The 20206-nt window shown below is 64.1% G+C and carries 17 protein-coding genes and 4 pseudogenes; 11 read left to right on the forward strand and 10 right to left on the reverse strand.

Annotated elements, in window-relative coordinates:
• Nucleotides 1–342 precede the first annotated feature (342 nt).
• A pseudogene (locus AB0L63_RS31605) lies at nucleotides 343–556 on the reverse strand (transposase); the annotation flags it as partial.
• Between the two features lie 214 nt (nucleotides 557–770).
• Between AB0L63_RS31605 and AB0L63_RS31610 the strand changes: the two are divergent.
• Nucleotides 771–953: pseudogene (locus AB0L63_RS31610) on the forward strand (hypothetical protein); the annotation flags it as partial.
• Here AB0L63_RS31610 and AB0L63_RS31615 read toward each other — a convergent pair.
• The 6 genes from AB0L63_RS31615 to AB0L63_RS31640 form a co-directional block, all read right to left on the reverse strand.
• Entirely contained in the window at nucleotides 925–1362 is a 438-nt protein-coding gene (locus AB0L63_RS31615; RefSeq protein ID WP_364508470.1) for a nuclear transport factor 2 family protein, read from the reverse strand. The pseudogene AB0L63_RS31610 and the gene AB0L63_RS31615 sit on opposite strands and share 29 nt — an antisense overlap.
• 93 nt (nucleotides 1363–1455) lie before the next feature.
• A complete protein-coding gene (murQ, locus tag AB0L63_RS31620) occupies nucleotides 1456–2352 on the reverse strand; it encodes an N-acetylmuramic acid 6-phosphate etherase (protein ID WP_364508473.1) in 897 nt (298 codons plus the stop codon).
• A gap of 16 nt (nucleotides 2353–2368) precedes the next feature.
• Entirely contained in the window at nucleotides 2369–3232 is an 864-nt protein-coding gene (locus AB0L63_RS31625) for a MurR/RpiR family transcriptional regulator (RefSeq protein WP_364508475.1), read from the reverse strand.
• Nucleotides 3233–3235: 3 nt separating this feature from the next.
• On the reverse strand, nucleotides 3236–4396 hold the full coding sequence (locus AB0L63_RS31630) for an anhydro-N-acetylmuramic acid kinase (RefSeq protein ID WP_364508477.1): 1161 nt from the start codon (nucleotides 4394–4396) through the stop codon (nucleotides 3236–3238).
• Nucleotides 4396–5925, reverse strand: coding sequence for a sodium:solute symporter (locus AB0L63_RS31635; protein WP_364508480.1), 1530 nt, complete (start codon nucleotides 5923–5925; stop codon nucleotides 4396–4398). Before AB0L63_RS31635 ends, AB0L63_RS31630 begins: the two co-directional genes overlap by 1 nt.
• A 66-nt stretch (nucleotides 5926–5991) precedes the next feature.
• Nucleotides 5992–6921, reverse strand: coding sequence for a BadF/BadG/BcrA/BcrD ATPase family protein (locus tag AB0L63_RS31640; protein ID WP_364508482.1), 930 nt, complete (start codon nucleotides 6919–6921; stop codon nucleotides 5992–5994).
• A gap of 58 nt (nucleotides 6922–6979) precedes the next feature.
• Between AB0L63_RS31640 and AB0L63_RS31645 the strand changes: the two are divergent.
• The 4 genes and pseudogenes from AB0L63_RS31645 to AB0L63_RS31660 form a co-directional block, all read left to right on the forward strand.
• Nucleotides 6980–7130, forward strand: a pseudogene (locus AB0L63_RS31645) (DnaJ family domain-containing protein); the annotation flags it as partial.
• 111 nt (nucleotides 7131–7241) lie between these two features.
• A complete protein-coding gene (locus AB0L63_RS31650; RefSeq protein WP_364508591.1) occupies nucleotides 7242–7649 on the forward strand; it encodes a TIGR03668 family PPOX class F420-dependent oxidoreductase in 408 nt (135 codons plus the stop codon).
• 101 nt (nucleotides 7650–7750) lie between these two features.
• Nucleotides 7751–8581 carry a mycofactocin-coupled SDR family oxidoreductase gene (locus tag AB0L63_RS31655; RefSeq protein ID WP_364508485.1) on the forward strand — a complete coding sequence of 277 codons (831 nt, stop codon included), beginning with the start codon at nucleotides 7751–7753 and terminating at the stop codon, nucleotides 8579–8581.
• A gap of 364 nt (nucleotides 8582–8945) precedes the next feature.
• Nucleotides 8946–9155, forward strand: a complete 210-nt coding sequence (locus AB0L63_RS31660; protein WP_364508487.1) for a TOBE domain-containing protein — start codon at nucleotides 8946–8948, stop codon at nucleotides 9153–9155.
• A gap of 83 nt (nucleotides 9156–9238) precedes the next feature.
• Here the strand turns inward: AB0L63_RS31660 and AB0L63_RS31665 are convergent, their stop codons facing one another.
• Entirely contained in the window at nucleotides 9239–9766 is a 528-nt protein-coding gene (locus tag AB0L63_RS31665) for a flavodoxin domain-containing protein (RefSeq protein ID WP_364508490.1), read from the reverse strand.
• 597 nt (nucleotides 9767–10363) lie between these two features.
• Between AB0L63_RS31665 and AB0L63_RS31670 the strand changes: the two genes are divergently transcribed.
• The 4 genes and pseudogenes from AB0L63_RS31670 to AB0L63_RS31685 all read left to right on the forward strand — a co-directional run bounded on the left by AB0L63_RS31670 (nucleotide 10364) and on the right by AB0L63_RS31685 (nucleotide 15282).
• Nucleotides 10364–12715: an arylsulfatase gene (locus AB0L63_RS31670; protein WP_364508493.1), complete on the forward strand. Its 2352-nt coding sequence runs from the start codon at nucleotides 10364–10366 to the stop codon at nucleotides 12713–12715.
• A gap of 46 nt (nucleotides 12716–12761) precedes the next feature.
• Nucleotides 12762–13667 carry a formylglycine-generating enzyme family protein gene (locus AB0L63_RS31675; RefSeq protein WP_364508593.1) on the forward strand — a complete coding sequence of 302 codons (906 nt, stop codon included), beginning with the start codon at nucleotides 12762–12764 and terminating at the stop codon, nucleotides 13665–13667.
• A 40-nt stretch (nucleotides 13668–13707) separates the two neighbouring features.
• Nucleotides 13708–13925, forward strand: a pseudogene (locus tag AB0L63_RS31680) (hypothetical protein); the annotation flags it as partial.
• A gap of 310 nt (nucleotides 13926–14235) precedes the next feature.
• Nucleotides 14236–15282, forward strand: a complete 1047-nt coding sequence (locus AB0L63_RS31685; protein ID WP_364508495.1) for an acyl-CoA desaturase — start codon at nucleotides 14236–14238, stop codon at nucleotides 15280–15282.
• Nucleotides 15283–15435: 153 nt separating this feature from the next.
• On the opposite strand, the gene AB0L63_RS31690 is transcribed toward AB0L63_RS31685, so the two are convergent.
• Nucleotides 15436–16221 (reverse strand): alpha/beta fold hydrolase, encoded by a 786-nt coding sequence (locus AB0L63_RS31690; RefSeq protein ID WP_364508498.1) that lies wholly within the window; start codon nucleotides 16219–16221, stop codon nucleotides 15436–15438.
• A gap of 638 nt (nucleotides 16222–16859) precedes the next feature.
• On the opposite strand from AB0L63_RS31690, the gene AB0L63_RS31695 reads away from it, so the two are divergent.
• The gene (locus tag AB0L63_RS31695) at nucleotides 16860–18323 is read left to right on the forward strand and encodes a TIGR00366 family protein (RefSeq protein ID WP_364508502.1); all 1464 of its coding nucleotides are present in this window, start codon (nucleotides 16860–16862) and stop codon (nucleotides 18321–18323) included.
• A gap of 183 nt (nucleotides 18324–18506) precedes the next feature.
• Here the strand turns inward: AB0L63_RS31695 and AB0L63_RS31700 are convergent, their stop codons facing one another.
• On the reverse strand, nucleotides 18507–19589 hold the full coding sequence (locus AB0L63_RS31700) for a CHAP domain-containing protein (protein ID WP_364508505.1): 1083 nt from the start codon (nucleotides 19587–19589) through the stop codon (nucleotides 18507–18509).
• 209 nt (nucleotides 19590–19798) lie between these two features.
• On the opposite strand from AB0L63_RS31700, the gene AB0L63_RS31705 reads away from it, so the two are divergent.
• Nucleotides 19799–20206, forward strand: a complete 408-nt coding sequence (locus tag AB0L63_RS31705; RefSeq protein ID WP_364508508.1) for a hypothetical protein — start codon at nucleotides 19799–19801, stop codon at nucleotides 20204–20206.

Genomic DNA, 20206 nt, shown 5'->3' on the forward strand with positions numbered 1-20206 from the left:
CTGCCACTGGCGCCGCCACCACCAACACCACGCCCGACAACTCCGCTATCGACCAAAGCGATTATGAAACAACGAAATACAACTGTCGTGCTAGCCGCCACGGGCGGCACCGACCAGACGGCAGCGCCGCGTTCACTCGCGACGCCAGCTCGGTCAGTTGCCCGCGGACAGCCCTGTCCTCGATGGTCACATCGGTCGCGGCAGCCAGCCCGAGTTGGCGGTAGAGGGAGGCAGCAGCTTCCTGGAAATCTCTCCATTTCGGCGCGACGCCCAGTGTCGCCCACGACGGATCTGGACTTCATGCACGCCCGACTCCGCCCAGGATGGCCCACCGTGAGGCGGGAAGATGTTGCGCAGCAGATGGATCACGCAGATTTGCACCACAGTCTGCGCCCACACGGTGTTGATCGCCTCGGGCAGGCCCTCGAGACCGTCGCAGACCGCGATGCACACGCCGGCCACACCGCGGTTTCTTGATCCTGGTCAGCACTTGCGGCCAATACTTGGTCCCTTCGCCGCCGTCGACTGTCCACAACCCCAGGATGTCGCGCTCACCCGCGGCGAATGCCATCAGGGGTGTTGTCGGATCGGTGTTGGTGATAGGTCGAAGCAGCCACCGCTCCAAGAGATCCGGCTCCGTCAACGCGCGCCACACTGTGTCCGATGGTTGCGGGAATAAGCTACCGAGCTCGGCCGCAGCGGGATTCGACTGAGGATCAGCAATCACCGGTACACCATCGCGACCAGGTCACCGGAACCGCACTGCGTCCGTGCGTGACGCACTCGACGACACCGGCTGGCAGGAGCTCACCGCACAGCTGGCGCCGCTCTTGCGCGCGGCCTACCCACGCCAGCTGGACGGCACCACCTGGCTGCCGTTCCGAAGGGTTTTCGCCGTGGCACACAAGAACCGGCTGAACCTATTCAGGCAGTGCCCGGCACGACGAACATGAAGCTCTTCTCCTCGACGCGCTGCTTGATCCGCCAGCGGCCATCGACGCGGGCGAAGATGTCGTGATACCAGAGCCCGCACAGCATCAGACTCTGCTGACCTTCGCCGGTCGAGACCAGCATCGGGTTGTGGCACATGGTGCGCCCGGTGGCGCTGTCCCCGTCGACCTTGATCGACGAATTGCTGATCAGATGTTGGAACGCAGGGAAGTTCGGCATCACGGTGGCAAGGAACTTCTTGGTGGATTCGAGATCACCGGCCGCGCCACCCATGGCCGAATAGTCGATATATGCATCCGCGGTGAAGATCTCGTCGAGCAGATCCCACTGATGGGTGTCGACCGCATGGGAGTACCGGACCATGAGGTCCTCGATCTCCAGGCGGTCGGAAATCTCCTGCAGGGACAGCATGGTGCCTCCGAATTGCTGACACATCGTTCCGGCGGTGCGCGGAACTGTGGTCAGGGTAGCGGTTGGCCGCGCACGGATGCGGCAAACGGAATATCAGTGATGCACGGCATCACGCACCCATCCGTCCGCGTCCTGCAGCAGCGCGTGGGCCTTCGATGCGTCGACTCCGGCCAGGCGCATGACGATGGCGGTTTTCACGTGGCCGTCCGCCGCGTCCAGTAATGCCGCGGCGGTGGCCGGATCGGCTCCGGTCGCCTCAGCGATGATGCGGCGTGCGCGGTCGACGAGTTTGGCATTGGTGGGCCGTACATCCACCATCAGGTTCCCGTAGACCTTGCCCGCCCGCACCATGGCGGCGGTGGAGAGCATATTGCACACCATCTTCTGTGCGGTGCCCGCTTTCAACCGGGTGGAGCCGGTCAAAACCTCAGGGCCCGTGTCGATTTCGATGCCGACATCGGCGAATGTGCTGGCTTCCGCATTGCGGTTGCAGGAAATGGCGACCGTCGCGGCACCGATCGAGCGGCCATGTCGCAGCGCACCGATGGCATAGGGGGTTCGGCCACTGGCGGCCAGGGCGACGATCACATCGTCGCTGGTGAGCGCGATGGCGGACAGATCAGCGGCGGCCAGCGCTGGGTCGTCCTCGGCACCTTCGACGGCCCGCAGGAAGGCATTGGGTCCGCCCGCGATTATGCCGAGGACTTCGCCGGGGTCGGTGCCGAAGGTCGGCGGGCATTCGACCGCGTCGAGCACACCGAGTCGGCCGCTGGTGCCGGCTCCGACGTAGATCAGTCGACCGCCACGCCGCCGTGCCGCGACGATCAGCTCGACGGCTTGCGATATCTCCGGAATCGCCTGCGCCACAGCGGAAGCCACGCGGCTGTCTTCCGCGTTCATGGTGCGCAACAGCTCATCGATCGGCATCGAATCCAGCGCGGTGGTGCGTGGATTCGACGCTTCGGTGGTCAGCGAACCGATTTCGGTCACCGCGACACCGGGTACTTCATTCGGCCTCCTTGGTTCGACGATCGGCTACCACCTCATAGGTGCGCCGCAGGGCCCTGGCCGCCGACGGCGTGCGTTGCAGGACGCCGACATATAGTGCATCGACGATGAGGAGCTGACTCATGCGACTCGCCATTGCTGCGGAGCGGAATCCGTCCTCGCGTCCCGCCACGAGCACCGTATGCGCGGCGGCATTCGCGAGTCCGGATCGTGCCCCGGCCGTCACGGCGACGGTGGTCACGCCCGCTTCGGCGGCCCGGAGCACGGCTTCGACGACCGCCACGGTTTCACCCGAATGCGAGAACGCGACGGTAACATCACCGGCCTGGAGCAGGCTGGCCTGGACCACCGCGTCATCCTCGGATATGCATGCGCCGCACCACATTCCGATGCGGGTGAACTTCTGCGCCATATCCATCGCGACGAGTCCGGAGGCGCCGATGCCGACCAAGTGCACTCGCCGCGCGCCAACCAGTGCGTCCACGACCGCCTCCATGGTCGCCGGATCGGCGAGTTCGGAGGTCGCCATCATGCCCTCGGTTTCGAAGGCGGTGAGTTTGTGCAGCACCTTCGAGAGCGCATCGTCGGCATCGATATCGGTGGCGAATACCGGCGCGCCCTCCTCGCCGCCGACCGCGGCCATGGCGAGTCGCAGCTGCGGATAACCTTCGTAGCCGAGGGTTTTCGCTAGCCGCACCACCGCGGAGGTGCTGGTCGCCGACCGCTCGGCGAGCTGGCTCACCGTGAGCTGTGCGGCGGCGGCCGGATCGTCCCATATCACATGTGCGACGCGCAGTGCGGTCGGGGTGAGTCGTGGCAGCGCGGCCAGCAGGCGAGTGCGTACGTCTTCGGACTCGGGCATGGTTCAGCCCGCCAACGTGAGTCGTCGGGGCATCGTGGTCGGCGCATCGGGCAGCGCGAAACCGGCTGCACCCGGGGTGATGGAACCGAGTATCGCCGCGCGACTCGCTCCGGTGCAGGCGGGATGGCTGCCCGCGAGGCCGTGTGCGGTCAGGAAGCCGAGCACGGCGAAAGCGGTCGCCTCTTTCGCTGCCGACGGTAGGCCGAGTTCGTCGGATGTGCGCAATCTCGTGGGGCCCAGATATGCGCCGAGCATTGCCATCAGGGTGGGATTGCGTGTTCCGCCGCCCGACGCGATGACCTCGGTCGGGCGCATCGGCGCGAGGGCGTCGGCGATGGTACGGGCGGTCAGCGCGGTCACGGTGGCGAGAATATCGTCGGCGGCGGGTGTCCGGCCGTCCAACACACGCTCCAGGTAGCTGCGGTTGAACAGCTCCTTCCCAGTCGTCTTGGGTGCCGGTGCGCGGTAATAGTCCTCCGCGAGAAGGGTTTCCAGCATATCGGCGTCGATCTTCCCGCGGGCGGCCCGTGCTCCGGAGCGGTCGAAACGCTCGGTGCCGCCGGTGCACAATTCGACAGCCGCATCGATGAGGGCGTTGCCGGGGCCGGTATCGAAGGCGACCGGTCTGTCGCCGGTGACCGTGACATTCGCGATCCCACCGATATTCAGCGTCGCCGCGCGTTCGCGATGTCCTGCCAGCCACAACAAGTCGAACAGTCCCACGAGCGGTGCACCCTGCCCACCTGCGGCGATATCGCGCGAACGAAAATCGCTGACGACGGGCAATCCGGTGCGTTCGGCGATCCATGCGGGCTGTCCCAACTGCAGCGTGCCTTTCACCGCTCCCTCCCGCACCCAGTGGTAGACGGTCTGTCCGTGTGAGGCCACGAGATCGGCTGCGCCACTGAAGAACTCACGCTGTGCCGCAGCTGCGGCATCGGCAAAGGCTTGGCCGATTGCGGTATCCAGACGGCACACGGTCGCCATATCGATGGCACCAGGTGGCAAGGCAGCGATGAGTTCGGACCGTAGTTCATCGGGATAGACCCGACTGAGCTGTCCGACGAGTCGCACCTGAATCGTGTTGTCCCGCAATACAATATCCGCGCCGACAGCATCGATCGCATCGTGCGAGGTCCCCGACATCAACCCGATGACGCGCACTACGCCACCGCCGCAATATGTTCCGGCTCATCCGGCGCCGGCGCCGGATGGAACAGGCTGGCGATGCCACCGACGATCAGCGTGACAAGCACGCCGATCGGCACCAACCACTGTGCCGCTATACCCTTTTCGACGACCTTCCCCGCAACGGTCACATCGATCTTGATCACCCGCACCACGAATGTCATCACGATCACCGTGGCAATGAAGGCAACGATCGCGTCGAACTGGTTGGCGCGCGCGACCAGTCGCCCGAGCAGGAACGCACCGAGCAGTGCACCATAGGTGTACCCCGCGATGGTGAGCGCCGTCAGGTACACATTGCCCGTCGTCGCACTGAACCCCATGGCGAACAGCGCCATCAGCGCCGCCCACACCAGTGTCATCACCCGCGCCAGCCGCAGCAGCGTGTGATCGGCCAGCGTGCGTCGGGAGAAGCTGCGGATGATGTCGGCGACCGTCGAATTGGCCATGGAATTCAGCGCCGAGGACAGTGAACCCATTGCTGCGCCGAGGATTCCGGCGACCAGCAACCCGGAGACCACTACTGGCAGTCCATGCAGAATGAAGTTGGGGTACAGGCTGTCCGCGCTGGCCAATCCGAGTTCCTTGGCCGACTTGCCGCCGTTGTAGGACCACAACAGCACACCGACCAGGGAGAACGCAGCGAATTGGATGGCCACGAAGATACCCGAACCGATTATCGCCTTCTGACTGTCGCGTAGCGACCGCGTCGCCAGAATGCGCTGCACGATCAGCTGATCCGAGCCGTGCGAGGCCATCGCGAAGATCGCGCCACCGATGATCGCGGTCGGGAGGGCAAAGGTACTGGTGAGAATGTGCGCGAGACCGAAATCGGTATCGAAGACGCGGAACTTGCCCGCATGCAACGCATCCGACCAGCCGGCAGCGCCGACGTGGCCGGTGAGCACGCAGATCGCGACAAGCGCACCGGTGAGGTAGAGGCCCATCTGCAGCGCATCGGTCCAGATCACCGCCTTGATGCCGCCCAGGTACGTGTACACGACGGTGACCAGCGTCAGTACCACGATGATCGCGTCGTAGCCGAAGTCGAGCCCGAATTCGCTGAGCAGCAACTTGATCGGAATGGCGGAGGCGAATAGTCGCACGCCCTCGGCGAGCAGTCGGGTGAATACGAAGGTCACCGCGGCCACGCCCTGCAGATAGCGACCGAAGCGCAACTCGAGGTACTGATATGCGCTGACGAACCCGCCGCGCTTGTAGAGCGGTATCAGCACGATCGCGACGACCGTGCGCCCGATGATGTAGCCGATGGCCAGCTCGACATTTCCGAAGGCCTGATCGGTGTACGCTCCGCCCGGAATCGAGATCACGGTGAGCACACTGGTTTCGGTGGCCACCACCGAGAAACACACCGTCCACCAGGGCATTCGGCCCTCACCAACGAAATAGTCGCTGCTGGACTTCTGTTTTCCGGACAGCCGCAGGCCGATCCACGCGACGGTGACGAGATAGATGACGATGACGGCGAGATTGAGTGCGTTCAACGCAGCTCCCCGGGTGACGCGGCGGACTGAGAGTGCAACTAAGTGTCATGGGCCATTAAGAGTCTGTCAATAAGTGTCAGAGATTCGGGTGACCAGTGCTTCGAGTGCGGTGGCCGGGTCGAGGGCAAGCAGCGCCGCACCGTCGATCGGATCGCCGAGCGGGTCGCGGCGGTCGATCGCGTGCCCGATCTGATGGTCGAGCGGGTCCAGCAGAGGTGCACCGAGCTTGGCGAGGCCGCCGGTGATCGCGTAGGGGACCGGTGGGCGGATACCGGATCGTTCGATCGCGGCGAGGACAGTGCGGGCCAGTGCGCGTGCGGCGGCTGTCATGATCGCGGCCGCGGTATCGTCGACGGCTGCGGCAACGACGGGCGCGAAGTCGGCGGCGACCAGGGCCGGGTTATCCTGCTCGCCAAGGTATTTCGGCAGCGCGTCCAGGTCGACGCCGTAGTGTTCGCGGACCTTGTCGACCAGGATGGTGCGTGGACCCCGGCCGTCATGGGCGCGGAGTGCGGCGCGCAGACCTTCTAGGCCGATCCAGCCGCCGCTGCCCTCATCGCCGAGTTGCGGTCCCCAACCGTCGACTCGGGTGAACCGGCCGGCGTCGTCGACCGCGGTCGCGACAGCCCCGGTTCCGATCGCCAGCACGACTCCGGGCGAGCCACCCAGTGCCCCGGCATGTGCGGTGACAGCATCGGACGTCACGGCGACCGCGGTTGCGCCGGGGACCTCGGCCAGCCGGCGGGCGAGTGCAGCGGCCGCGTCCGGTGCCGATGCGGCGCCCGCCGCGCCCACCGAGAGCGTGAACGTTGTTGGTAGCGCGGCGATCTGATCGGTCACGACGCGGATCGCACGCTCCGCCGCAGTGACACCCGTGGCGTGCGCGAGCCCCGGTGCACCCGGTGCTTCCGCATAGCCCACCTGGTTTCCATCCATGCGCAGCGAACCGCGACAGCCGGTCTTGCCGAGATCGATCGCGAGGATATGGTTGGTCATGGGAACATCTTTACCGTCGGTAGACTGGAGTTATGGACGTTCCGTCAAAGCTATTGGCATGACCGAGCGTAAACCTCTCGGTGTCACCTTCGAATCGTGGATCGACAAACAGGTCCGCGAAGCCACCGAACGCGGCGAATTCGGAGAATCTCCGTGGCGCGGGCAAACCGATCCCGAACTCCGTCGACGACGAGAACTGGTGGTTGAAGACAACCGATATCTAGCGGAGGCCGACGACGACACGGCACGCTAGTCGCTGGGACGAGAATGGGTCCCGGTCCGAGAATTGGTTCCGATGGTAATGCGGAGGTTCGGTGCGACTGAATGCGAAGGTAGCGCGAGAACGGTTCCTGGCAGAACCGGTAGCCCGACTGGCCAGCACATCGACCGACCTGCGTCCGCATATTGTGCCGATCGTTTTCGCGGTCGCCGATGACACCATCTACACCGCCGTCGATGCCAAGCCGAAGACGACAACCGCCTTGCGCCGCTTGGCGAATATCGCCGCGAACCCCGCTGTGGCCGTGCTCGCCGATCGCTACAGCGACGACTGGACGCACCTGTGGTGGGCCAGGGCCGACGGCAGCGCGCGAATCGCCGATGACGTCGAAGCTCAGCAGGCCCTGGACCTGCTGACCGCGCGCTATCCGAAATACCGCAGCCAGCCGCCGCCGGGGCCCGTGCTCGCTATCGACGTCACCCGCTGGTCAGGATGGTCCGCGAGCTGACCCACGATTACCGAACGCGCGGTGTGGATCTCGCCGTATATCGGCTGCACCGATGGTGCGGGTCGTGAAATCATGGGATCACCAGTCGAAAGGGGACACAGATGGGGCAGCTGGCGGGCAGGGTGGCAGTGATCACCGGTGGCGCTCGCGGTCAAGGGCGTTCGCATGCGCTGACTTTGGCCGCCGAAGGTGCCGATATCGTGCTGTGCGATATCGCCGAGTCGATCGGCAGCGTGCCGTATCCGCTGAGTTCCGAAGACGATCTCGCCGAGACCGTCAAGCTTGTCGAGGAGACTGGGCGGCGTTGCGTCGCGGTGCAGGCCGATGTGCGCAGCCGCGCAGCGATGGACGGGCTCGCCGAGCGGGCCATCGCCGAGTTCGGCCGGATCGACATCCTGCTCGCCAACGCGGGAATCGCCTCCGGCGCGGCTATCGCCGAGATGGACGAGCAGGTGTGGCAGGACATGATCGATGTCAACCTCACTGGTGTCTTCCACAGCTTCCGCGCCGTGCTGCCGCATATGATCGAACGCCGGTGGGGCAGAATCGTTGCCACCTCGTCCATTGTCGGACGCTTGGGGGCGGCGAACTCCGGTCACTACGCGGCGGCGAAATGGGGCGTCATCGGTTTGGTCAAATCGCTTGCGCACGAAGTAATTCCGCACGGCATCACTGTCAATGCGGTGCTACCGGCCGGTGTGCGCACCGATATGATCATGAATCCGGCAATGTATTCGGCCATGGTGCCCGATATCGAAAATCCCACCCTCGAGGATGTGGAGGCGATGTTCGCCGCGGGTCCGCCGAATGGCGATCTCATTGCACCACAAGAGGTTTCCCAAGCCATCCTGCTTCTCGTCGGCGAATCCGGGCGACACTTCAACGGCGAGACCATCACCATCTCCGGCGGTATGAGCGCGGGCACCACCTGAGGCTCGAACCCGCCCTGAGGACCGCCCGTACAAACGGTGCGGCGACGACGAGCACCCCGATAACCAGCAGGGCCGCAATAACATTCGCTATACGCCAACCGTTCGAGGCGCAGTAGCGGCGCGATAGCCGATGCGCATCCGCCACCGATGCCACCCACGCTATTTCCGCACCGCCGCCCCCGACTCCGCCGAAGTACTCATCCGGCTCCCGCCACCGGTAAAGGGATGAGCACCCCTCGGCGCAGGATGGGGCCAAGGGGGTGGCGTCAGGTCGCGGCACAAACGATGGCCTATGCGTGGGCGGGCCATGCGGCGCGTACGAACATCCGATGAACTGCCACCTGGACTGCGTAGGATCACGGGCATGCGACTATCCACACGTAACCAACTCGATGGAACAGTCGTCTCGGTCACCCGCGGCGAAGCGATGGCCGTCGTGCGCGTCCGGCTGACCGGCGGCGACGAAATCACCTCCTCCATTACCCGCGCCGCGGCCGATGACCTGCAACTCAGCGACGGTTCCCGGGTCACGGTCCTCATCAAATCAACCGAAGTCGCCCTCGGCGTCGACTAGCCCGTCAGTTTTGTGGGCGGGCGATGATGAGTCGGCAGTCGGTGGCGTGGAGGACGGTCTGGCTGACCGAGCCGAGCAGGAGCTCAGGACCGGTGCGCGAGGTAGTCGCGTTCGGTTTGAGCGAGGCGATCCGCCCAGGCCCGCGCACGCTCCAGTTCGCCCGCGGTGAGCGGACCGAGAATACCGTCGACGAGGAAGTCGGTCGGTGCGTCGATCAGCTCATAGCCCAAGCGCCGCAACCGTTTTCCGGCACCGCGGGCGGCCGATCCGGGAAGCCAGGACGGTTTCGCGGCCTTGGTCGCGAAGGCCGCGGCCCGGGAGCCCGGCGGCACCGGTAGCGCCGCATCCAGCCATTCCCGCATGCCGATATCGACCGAGACCGGCGCCTCCGTCCGGGCCGCCGCGTCGCGGCGCGTGCGTGCCCGGCTCATGCCGAGGGCGTGGGTCGGAGCGCCGACCACGAGCAGATCCACGGCCGGCTCGGGACGCTGGGCGGCTGCCGCCACATCCAACACCTCGACCTCGCCGTATGCACTCAGTTCGGCCGCGACGGCCTTGGCGATCGCGGCGGTGTTGCCGAACATGGACTCGTAGACGATCCGGACCCGCATGGTGGTCTCCTCCGCTGGGAACGTTCTCGACCTCGACGCTACGACCGGACAGTGCCCTCGCACAGTGCCGAACCGACGCTTGCCGAGGGACCTTCGGCCACGCGATCTCGGCCATGCCCGTCACAAATCGGCGCGTCTGCGGCAATTCGTCGACTGCGATCGGATTCGGTGACGCGGACGTGAAGCTGTGCCGAGCATCAACAGCGCGGATCGTCCGTTCGATTCCAATACGATCGAGATCACCCTTTCGCGCCGTCCGAGCTATCGGTCAGCGATCATGCCGAGACACCGCGCGAACGCCGCCCCAGCGAATACCGTAACGATCGATTCGGCGAGCACACCATCGTCTGTCGTCGTACTGTCTGATTACGGAAGGTGTAGATCAGCGAATATCCGGACATCGCGTCCGAGAGGAGCATGACCGCCACACGTCGAATCGCATATTCGAGCCCATCTCCGCGGTTTCGCCGGAGCTGGGCATGCTTATCCCCACGACAGCCGCACCGATCGACGTTGGCACGTGTACCAGGCATGAGATCCGGAGTCCGGACAACAGGATGAATGGCAAACGAACGCTTTCGTTACCGGAGGTGGATGATGGCCAGGAAGTTCGAGGGGGAGGTCGCGCTCGATATCCGTGATTCGGTGCCCGACTGGGGGCCTTATGTGGAACCGACAGCGCCGCGCGGCGCGCCGAATGTGCTGTATCTGGTGTGGGACGATATCGGGATCGGAACCTGGGATTGTTACGGCGGTCTGGTCGAGATGCCGAATATGAAGCGCATCGCCGATAGTGGTGTGCAGTTCACGCAGTTCCACACGACCGCCCTGTGTTCACCCACTCGTGCCGCCCTGATGACCGGCCGGAATGCGACCTCGGTCGGTATGGCGACCATCGAGGAGTTCACCGACGGATTCCCGAGTATGTGTGGTCGCATACCGGCCGAAACCGCCCTGTGCTCGGAGGTGCTCGCCGAACGCGGGTGGAATACGTACGCGGTCGGCAAATGGCATATGACACCACTGGAAGAGGAAAATCTGGCGGCGTCCAAGCGGCATTGGCCACTGGGGCGCGGGTTCGAGCGGTTCTACGGTTTCCTGGGCGGCGAGACGGACCAGTGGTATCCGAATCTGGTATATGACAATCACCCGATCTCGCAGCCGTATGCACCGGAAGACGGATATCACCTGTCGAAGGATCTGGCCAACAAGGCGATCGAGTTCATCCGCGACTCGAAAGTGGTCGCCCCCGACAAGCCATGGTTCACCTACTTGTGCCCGGGATGCGGGCATGCGCCGCACCATGTGCCACAGGAATGGACCGACAAGTACCGCGGCCGGTTCGACATGGGCTATGAGAAGTATCGCGAGATCGTGCTGGAGAACCAGAAGCGCATGGGTCTGATGCCGGAGAACACCGAGCTGTCGCCCATGAACCCGTATGTGAATGTCACCAGTGCCGACGGCAAGCCGTGGCCGATGCTGGACACGGTGCGAGCGTGGGATTCGCTGTCGGAGGACGAAAAGCGGCTGTTCCGACGGCAGGCGGAGGTGTTCGCCGGTTTCCTGTCCTACACCGACGCACAGATCGGCCGACTGCTGGACTACCTGGAAGAAAGCGGCCAACTGGACAACACCATCATCGTCACCTTCTCCGACAACGGTGCCAGCGGCGAGGGCGGTCCGAACGGTACCCCCAACGAGATGAAGTTCTTCAACGGCTACCTCGACACGATCGAGGACAGCATGGCCAAGCTCGACGAGCTGGGTTCACCGACCACCTACAACCACTACAGCGTTGGGTGGGCGATGGCGTTCAATACCCCGTACAAGCTGTACAAGCGGTATGCCTCGCACGAAGGCGGCATCGCCGACCCGTGCCTGATGTCGTGGCCCGCCGGGATAGCGGCCCGCGGCGAGGTGCGCCACCAATACCTCAACGTCTGCGATATCACCCCGACCGTCTACGACCTGCTCGGCATCACACCCCCGGAGACGGTGAAGAACGTGGCGCAGCGCCCCTTGGAAGGGGTTAATTTCCGGGCCCTGTTCGATGACGCGAATGCGGAGGTCGGCAAGCACACGCAGTTCTATTCGATGCTCGGCACGCGCGGGATCTGGCATCGCGGGTGGTTCGCCGACACCATTCACGCGGCATGTCCGTCCGGTTGGGGACATTTCGACCAGGACCGCTGGGAACTGTTCCATATCGAGCAGGACCGCAGCCAGGTGCACGACCTCGCCGAAGTGCACCCCGAGAAACTGGAAGAGCTGAAGGCGCTGTGGTTCTCGGAAGCCGAGAAATACAACGGCTTGCCGCTCAACGATCTCGACTTCATCTCTGCCATGACCCGCTACCGCCCGACGTACGGCGCGAAGCGCGACAGTGCTGTCTACTATCCGGGCATCGCGGAAGTGGGCCCCGGTGCGGCACTGGAGATTCAGGGACGGTCGTTCGCGCTGCTCGCGGAGACGACGATCGACAGCGCCGATGCCGAGGGTGTGTTGTTCGCCCACGGCGGTCGGCTCGGTGGACACACCCTGTACGTCAAGGACGGTCACCTGTACTACACGTACAACTTCCTCGGCGAGGAAGAGCAGACCATCGTCTCCGATCGCACGATACCGCTGGGCGACCACATCCTCGGGATCCGGTACGAACGTCGTGGAACCCGCCCCGACAATTTCACACCCACCGGCGAGGCCGTCCTGTACATCGATGAGGACCCGGTCGGCTCATTCGAGGATATGCGGACCCAGCCCACCGTATTCTCCGGCGTAGGGGAGGGCATCCGGGTCGGCCGGGACAACGGTCAGTCGGTTTCCGCGCGCTACCGCGCACCGTTCCCGTTCACCGGGGGAACCGTGCGCCAGGTCATCGAGGATGTGAGCGGCAAGCCCTACCAGGATCTGGAAATGGCCGCGGCTGCGGCCTTTTCGCGGGATTGAGGTGCGATCCGTGGCTACCGCGATCGGTCACGATATCCGGCGAGGCATGGTCCGGATATCCGGCGGCAGCTTCGCGATGGGATCCGAGGACTTCTTCCCCGAGGAGCGGCCGGTGCACCGAGTGCGGGTCGATTCGTTCTGGATCGACGCGCACCCGGTGACCAATGCCGCCTTCCGACGCTTCGCGAAGCAGACCGGATACGTCACGGTCGCCGAACGCACGCCCGCGGCCGAGGACTATCCGGACGCGGAGCCGGAAGACCTGATTCCGGGTGCGCTGGTATTCCGGCCCACCAGGGGGCCGGTGCCATTGGACAACTGGCGCCGCTGGTGGCGGTATGTGCCCGGCGCGTGCTGGCGCCACCCGCGCGGGCCCGGCAGCACACTCGACGGGCTCGACCGCCACCCGGTCACCCAGATCGCCTACGAAGACGCGGCGGCATACGCGGCCTGGGTCGGCAAACAGCTGCCGACGGAGGCCGAATGGGAGTATGCCGCCCGCGGCGGATTGGATGGAGCCGCCTATGCCTGGGGCGATGTGTTCGAACCGACCGGCCGACGCATGGCCAACATCTGGGTCGGTGCGTTTCCATGGCAATTCCACCCCGGTCGAGGGCAGACCGGGACACCTGACACCACAGCGGTCGGCACCTATTCACCGAACGGTTACGGTCTGCACGATATGACCGGCAACGTGTGGGAGTGGACCGTCGACCACTTCCGCCCGCAGCACCCGACGCCGACTTGTTGTACCCCGACCAACCCGCACGTAGACACACCCCAATCAACAGCGCCGCAACGCTTCCCACGCCATGTCATCAAGGGTGGCTCGTATCTCTGCGCGGCGTGCTACTGCCTTCGGTACCGTCCCGCGGCCCGACAAGGTCAAACCGAGGACACCGCTGCCTGCCATCTCGGCTTCCGGTGCGTCGTGCGCGACGCAATTCCGTGAAGTCCGAGCCCAAATCGACCTGCCTGACAAGCGATTCGCCCTGCTGTGCGTGACCTACTTGTTCGCGAGCTCGCCGGATTGCTGCTCAACAGCCTGTTCAGCTGGTCACGGGCCGACCCGCTCGCCGCCGTCGTCATCGCAGCAGTAGCGGTGTAGGAGGGCATCAATGCTCGATGCGGCGAGACCTGCTGTGCCACAAACCAATTCAGCGCCCACGCCGCCGACCGCCCCTCCCTTCATGACTGCGGATGCTGCTAGGGCAAGCTTTTCGATCGGGGGACCGAACCATGACGGTCGCCGGTTCAGCCGCTGTAGGGCGCGATAGGATTGCCCCGCTGAACTCCTGATGCGCCCGAAAGGCGTGATCCGATCCGGAGTTCGACCTGCACCACCTACCGGCAGCTGGTATGACTCTTCCCGGAGGTCCGCGCCAGTACGGCCCAATAGCAAGTAACCGACGCCGAGCGTTCGCACAGTGTCGGGCTGTTATTCGGTTCACGCCGTTAGGTTTGCGGACATCCTCAGCAGCCAGTGATATCAGCCAGTGATGTATCGATAGGACCAACGCGTGACACTGACCGAAACCGACCCGCTCGTCGAGCCCAACCAGGTAGCGGACCGGGGCAGCGATTACGCCAGGCTTTCTCGCCGAGTGCGACAAGCGGGACTGCTGAACAGGCGGCTGCGCTTCTACGGCTGGCGAATCGCGGTCACCGGGGCCGGGCTGGCCGCCGGCTGGACGGCGTTCGCTCTCCTCGGCGACTCGTGGTGGCAGTTGGGCACCGCGGTCTTACTGGCCGTGATGTTCGCTCAGTTCGCCTTCCTGGGCCACGACGCCGGGCATCAGCAGATCTTTCGCACCCGACAGGCCAACCATCTGTTCGGCATGATCTGCGGGAATCTTTGTATCGGAGTGAGCATCGGCTGGTGGGTCGGCAATCACAATCGACATCACGCAAACCCCAATACCGAGGGCGCTGACCCCGACATCATGGGCGTGCTGGCGCATTCCGGTGTGCGAGCGCGGGCCGGCCGTGGCCTCCGGCGGGTGATATTCCGTTACCAGGCATGGCTGTTTTTCCCGATGCTGTTCCTCGAAGCGGGTAGCCTGCACACCGCCAGTGTTCGAGCCGTGGCACGGCGGGCGACGCCGTACTGGGCCCGGGAGGCCGCGCTGCTCGGCGTCCACGCGGCCTTGTATCTATCGGCGGTGTTCCTCGTGCTGTCCCCGGTCAAAGCCATTGCCTTTCTCGTGGTGCAGCAGGGTCTGTTCGGGTTCTATATGGGCTGCACCTTCGCACCCAACCACAAGGGCATGGCCGTACTGCCGAACCCCGGTTCGACCGATTTCCTGCGCCGTCAAGTGCTCACATCTCGAAATGTCCACGGCGGCTGGCTGACCGATGCCGCACTCGGCGGGCTGAACTATCAGATCGAGCACCACTTGTTCCCATCCATGCCCCGGCCCAATCTGCGCCGAGCCCAGCCGCTGGTCGCCGAATTCTGCGCTGAAATCGGTGTTCCCTATTGCCAGACAAGCCTTCTCGGCTCATACGCCCAAGCACTGCGCCACCTGCACGCGGTCGGTCGGCTCGCCCATCCGGTTGCGGACTGACCACATGGTCCGGCTTGTAGAGCCACTACTGGACATCGAAACCGACCCTCGCCCTCTTCGTTCAACGGAAACGACGCCCGGCGCTGCCTGCAGCGAAGGAAGGCTCCGACTGAACATCCGAGAGCTGGCGATATATCGAACATTCGAACGGGTTCAGCGTTCGTGCCATTCGATGACCGCGGCGACGATCTCGTCGGCGGCGTCTTCCTGGATGTAGTGGCCGGCGCCGATCAGTAGAACGGTTCGATGGTCTGCGAACTGTTGCTCCCAGCGGCGACGTTCCGGGGTGCGGAATGCGACGTCCTTCGTACCCCAAACCAGCAACGCCGGGCGGTCGCGCAATACCGCCAGTCCGCGTTCGACTTCAGCGAGAAACGCTCTGCTGCCGAGGATTTCACGAGGGAATATGTGTACCGGCTGACGCGATTCCGGTGTCGGAAACGGACCGCGGTAGGCGTCCATCACTGCTTCGGACAGCTTCTTGCGGCAGACACCCGCGGGGATGATCCGCTCGACGAAGAAGTTGCGACGCAGGATCAGCCAGCCGCCGATCGGGCCGCCCAAGAACCGTGAAAATGCCTGGGTGCCTGGATCAGATTTCGGCCAAGCCCAGGTATTTCCGATTACGAACGCGGCAAATCGGTCAGGGTGCCGCGTGGCGATGGCGAATCCGATCGGGCCACCCCAATCCTGCACCAGCAGTGTCGCAGCACGCAGGTCGAGTCGGACGATCAGTTGCTCGACCACATGGGCATGCTCGGCCGGTGTGAATCCGTAACCGGGAGCCGCCTGTGAGAGCCCGAAGCCAGGATAGTCGACGGCGATACAGCGGAACCGATCTCGTAATCCGATGATCACATCCCGGTAGAGGAACGACCACGTCGGATTACCGTGTAGCAGGATCAGCGGCGGACCACTGCCCTCGTCCAGATAATGCACCCGCGAACCGTCGATCTCTTCGAAATGATCTGCGAACGGATACAGGTCCGTAGGGATCCAGGCCGGCCTGGAAGGTGTACCTGCGTTGCTTTCCATCGCGCACCATCTCCTTCCTACAGTGGTTGGCTCAACCAGAATGTGCTCCGGGGTTTGTCTACTTGCGGCCGGCGTGACCAGCATCTTTGGCATTGCGACGGTTCCACGTACCAAGGTCACCGCGCCGCGGACACACCGAACCGCACTGACGATCGTGTTGGCGATGACTGACGAGTATCGCTGTCCTGTGCGCTGCCGTCCGATGATCGCACACCGCATGGTTCGCATCCGGCGATGAACCGGTCGGCGGCGGCAGACCGACCAGCCTCGTCGTGGCGCTGCGCGGCGATGGCACTGGTCGGGTGGGGCGGTAGTTGTTGCGCTGCAGCCGGATTCGGATCCCGGCACGAGTCATCAGTGTGCCTACCCCGGGCGTATTCCGTGACTACACCGCCGGCAGTATGTGCATTTTTGCAGACCACACCTGCGCATTTCTCTCTTGTCTGAATACAAGTGCAACAGCAATACTCGCCGGGCGAGCCAGTGCGGTGCGTCACATGCACCGATCAGCTTCGTGTGAGAGAAAGATGAGGAACGCACCTATGACGTCCACCAGTGCGGAAACCGGCGCCGAACAGGGTGAAGCAACCAGCCCGGAAAAGGGTCTTGCGCGGGTCGCGCAGTCCCTCGCCAGGTGGACGCAGAATTGGTTCCCGGACGCCTACGTCGTTGCGCTGGCAGGCGTATTGATCGTGGCTGTTGCCGCACTGGCCAATGGCTCGTCGCCGCGAGTAGTCGTGAACGCGTTCGGCGACGGGTTCTGGGATCTGACCGCCTTCACTCTTCAGATGGCAATGGTGGTTCTCACCGGATACGTCATCGCCACATCGCCGCCTGTCGCTCGGCTGATCGACCGCCTGGCCACCGTGCCGCAAAGCGCCAGCGGTGCGGTGAGTTTCGTTGCGTTCCTTTCCATGTCGATATCGTTTCTGAACTGGGGGCTCAGTCTGGTTTTCGGCGGTCTACTTGCGCGTGCGATCGCCCGTCGGACCGACCTGCGTGTGGACTATCGCGCGCTGGGTGCGGCGGCATTCATGGGGTTGGGCGCCGTTTGGGCGCTGGGCATTTCCTCATCGGCCGCGCAGCTGCAGGCCACCGCCGCCTCGTTGCCGCCAGCACTATTGAAAATTACCGGAGTCCTCGACTTCGGGCACACGATCTTCACGTGGCAGTCTGTGCTCATGTGCGCCATCATCATGGCGCTCACCGTGGTGATCGCGCACTTCTCGGCGCCGAAGGACGCGGCGATCAAGACCGCTCAGGATTTGGATGTCGATCTGGATGATCAGCCCGCGGAAGTGGCTCCACGCTCCCGTCCAGGAGAATGGCTCGAGTACAGCCGCATCCTGCCGATCCTGGCCATCCTGATGACAGCGGGCTGGTTGATCTCCCAGCTCACCAGCAAACCGGTGCTCACCGTTGTCAGCAGCCTGAATGGCTATCTGCTCGTCTTCCTCATGTTGGGCCTGGTGCTGCACGGGACTCCACGCAAGTTCTTACAAGCGGTCTCCCTCGCCGTACCCGCGACGGCCGGCATTCTCGTCCAGTTCCCGCTGTATGCCGCCATGGCCGCGATCCTTACCAAGGCAAAGGGTCGGGGCGGTCTCAGCATTTCCGAACACCTCGCGGAGTTCTTCACCAATATCGGCGGCGGCGGAAGTTTCGCCATCGTCATCGCCCTCTACACCGTCGTGCTGGGCGTCTTCGTCCCGTCCGGGGGTGGAAAATGGCTGGTCGAGGCCCCCTACGTCATGCAGGCGTCGACCGAGGTCCACATGAACCTCGGCTGGACGGTCCAGATCTACAACGTGGCCGAGGCACTGCCGAATCTCATCAACCCGTTCTTCATGCTGCCGCTGCTGGCAGTGCTGCGGCTGCGGGCGCGCGACCTCGTCGGATTCACGTTCCTGCAGTTCCTATTCCACCTGCCGGTGGTGCTGCTGCTCGTGTGGTTGCTCGGCATGACGTTCGATTACGTCCCCCCGATCTTGCCCGCCACCCCGTGACCCCATAGAACCGCCGGCGACCATTGATGCCACAAGCACTCTTGTGTCACAACGTATTTCCGCGTGGTGGCAGAGCAGTGTGCGGCCTACCGATCGCCCATGAGGCGGTTCTGTTCGGCATCGACTCCGGCGGGACCATCGCGGCCGCTCCGGATCGGCATCCATCCGACGAAACTGCCTGTGTTACACCGCGACCGGGGTCTTGTTGGAGGTAGCCGGTGGGTGTATGACGCCGGTGAAATTTCCGCTGGAGAGGTCGTAGGTGTGTTGGCGTACGGCATCGCCGGAGTTGCCTTCGATGGTGGTGATGGTGTTGCCGTTGCGGGCCACCACTACGCCGATGTGGTTTTGGCCGCCGAAGACGACGAGATCCCCGGGGCGCGCGCTCGACATACTGCTATCGGCCAAACCCTTACTAGCGGCATCGGACCAGACGCTGGGCACGTAGTTCTTATTGCTCCAATCGACATTGATGCCGGACTGTTGCCAAACCCAGGTGGCGAAGGACGCGCACCATGCGTCGTCAATGTTGTACGGCCGGTTCACATGATTGGTTCCGATCTCGGTGACACCGAGTTCGTTCTCGGCGAATCCTTTGATCTTGTCGATGGTGCTGGCGTCGGCGGGAGGTATGTAGCTGTGGCCGGACCACGGCGTCGTCAACGGCGCGGTGACCCCACCGTAGCCGCTGCTCGTGGGGTTATCGGGGGCGGACTTCCGGATGTGGTCGGCATGCCGCCGAATGTCGGCGTCGGCGTCCAGCATCCGGTGCTCTACCTTTGCGGCGGTGGTGGCGCACGCGGTCCGCAGCGGGCCCTCCACCGATTCCGGCCAGTAGATTTTGTGGGTAACCGGGTCCTCGGTCGGTCCAGGCGTGGTCTTTGCGTCGTTGATCGTACCTTGGAGTTGCTTGACCGCCTTCTCGATGTCTTCATACGCGTCACCCGCCACGGTGTAGGCCCCGTAGGTCGAGCTGTCGACACCTGCGTCGTTCTCTTCCATCGAGGCTTCGATGTTCTTCAGCGTAGCGACGGTTTCGTTGTGGTTGGTGGTGGCGATCGACTGGTTCTGGTCGTCGATAATCTTGTTGTCCCGCAGCAGTTTCACGAATTTCGGAGCCCTGGACGGCGTGCCCGCACCCAGGTTGTCGACATTGGCTTGGACCGCCGCGTGGGTGGCGTCGATGATGCCTTTGAGCATGTCCGATGCGTAGTCGGGATAAGTCAGCGGCGGCAGAGGGAAATAGTGGTCAATGGGCGGGCTCATCGCGGCACTCGATTGTCGCTCGGCTGGAGACTCACGAACAGCGGCATCCGTAATCCTCTACTCATAGGGCCCGATGCGATTCGAGTATCGGCCATTCCCAGAATCGGGAGGCCAGCCTGGCGGTACTCAGGAATGCCGCCAGCTGCGGAGCTCGGCAAGGCGAGAAACCAGGGAGGCGGGCGGACAGCCTTTTGTTTATGGTGGCGGCCATGGTCGATATCGAGGTGCGCAGCCGGGTGCCAGGCATGTCCGGCGATGATCTGCCGGCGGTGCTGGTAGGGCTGGCGGATGATCGCACGACAGTGCGGGAGCTGATCCGGCGCGCGGTCGAGGAGCAGATCCGGGAGCTGCGCGCCGATGCAGCGCGCTGTCGGCGGATCCTCGACCGCCAGTACCTATCGGCGCAGGCCACCACCAGTGCGATCAGGATGCCGCAACAGGCACCGGGGGACCCGGACGTGACCGAGGAGGTGGCCCGGGCGCACCGCGCCTTCGCCCGGGGCACGTTCGTGATCTTCGCCGGTGGACGCCAGGTCGCCGACCTGGACGAGGAAGTCACGCTTCGGCTCGGTGAGCCGGTCCTGTTCCTGCGGTTGGTCGCGCTGGTGGGAGGCTGA

Source organism: Nocardia sp. NPDC051990 (assembly GCF_040680755.1).
Classification (GTDB): Bacteria; Actinomycetota; Actinomycetes; order Mycobacteriales; family Mycobacteriaceae; genus Nocardia.

Bases quoted from the DNA above. Each gene is read 5' to 3' on its own strand.
- AB0L63_RS31625 (WP_364508475.1), bottom strand. From the start codon at position 3,232: ATGCCCGAGTCCGAAGACGTACGCACTCGCCTGCTGGCCGCGCTGCCA.
- AB0L63_RS31705 (WP_364508508.1), top strand. From the start codon at position 19,799: ATGGTCGATATCGAGGTGCGCAGCCGGGTGCCAGGCATGTCCGGCGAT.
- AB0L63_RS31615 (WP_364508470.1), bottom strand. From the start codon at position 1,362: ATGCTGTCCCTGCAGGAGATTTCCGACCGCCTGGAGATCGAGGACCTC.
- AB0L63_RS31640 (WP_364508482.1), bottom strand. From the start codon at position 6,921: ATGACCAACCATATCCTCGCGATCGATCTCGGCAAGACCGGCTGTCGC.
- AB0L63_RS31670 (WP_364508493.1), top strand. From the start codon at position 10,364: ATGGCCAGGAAGTTCGAGGGGGAGGTCGCGCTCGATATCCGTGATTCG.
- AB0L63_RS31700 (WP_364508505.1), bottom strand. From the start codon at position 19,589: ATGAGCCCGCCCATTGACCACTATTTCCCTCTGCCGCCGCTGACTTAT.
- AB0L63_RS31675 (WP_364508593.1), top strand. From the start codon at position 12,762: ATGGTCCGGATATCCGGCGGCAGCTTCGCGATGGGATCCGAGGACTTC.
- AB0L63_RS31665 (WP_364508490.1), bottom strand. From the start codon at position 9,766: ATGCGGGTCCGGATCGTCTACGAGTCCATGTTCGGCAACACCGCCGCG.
- AB0L63_RS31660 (WP_364508487.1), top strand. From the start codon at position 8,946: ATGCGACTATCCACACGTAACCAACTCGATGGAACAGTCGTCTCGGTC.
- AB0L63_RS31695 (WP_364508502.1), top strand. From the start codon at position 16,860: ATGACGTCCACCAGTGCGGAAACCGGCGCCGAACAGGGTGAAGCAACC.
- AB0L63_RS31655 (WP_364508485.1), top strand. From the start codon at position 7,751: ATGGGGCAGCTGGCGGGCAGGGTGGCAGTGATCACCGGTGGCGCTCGC.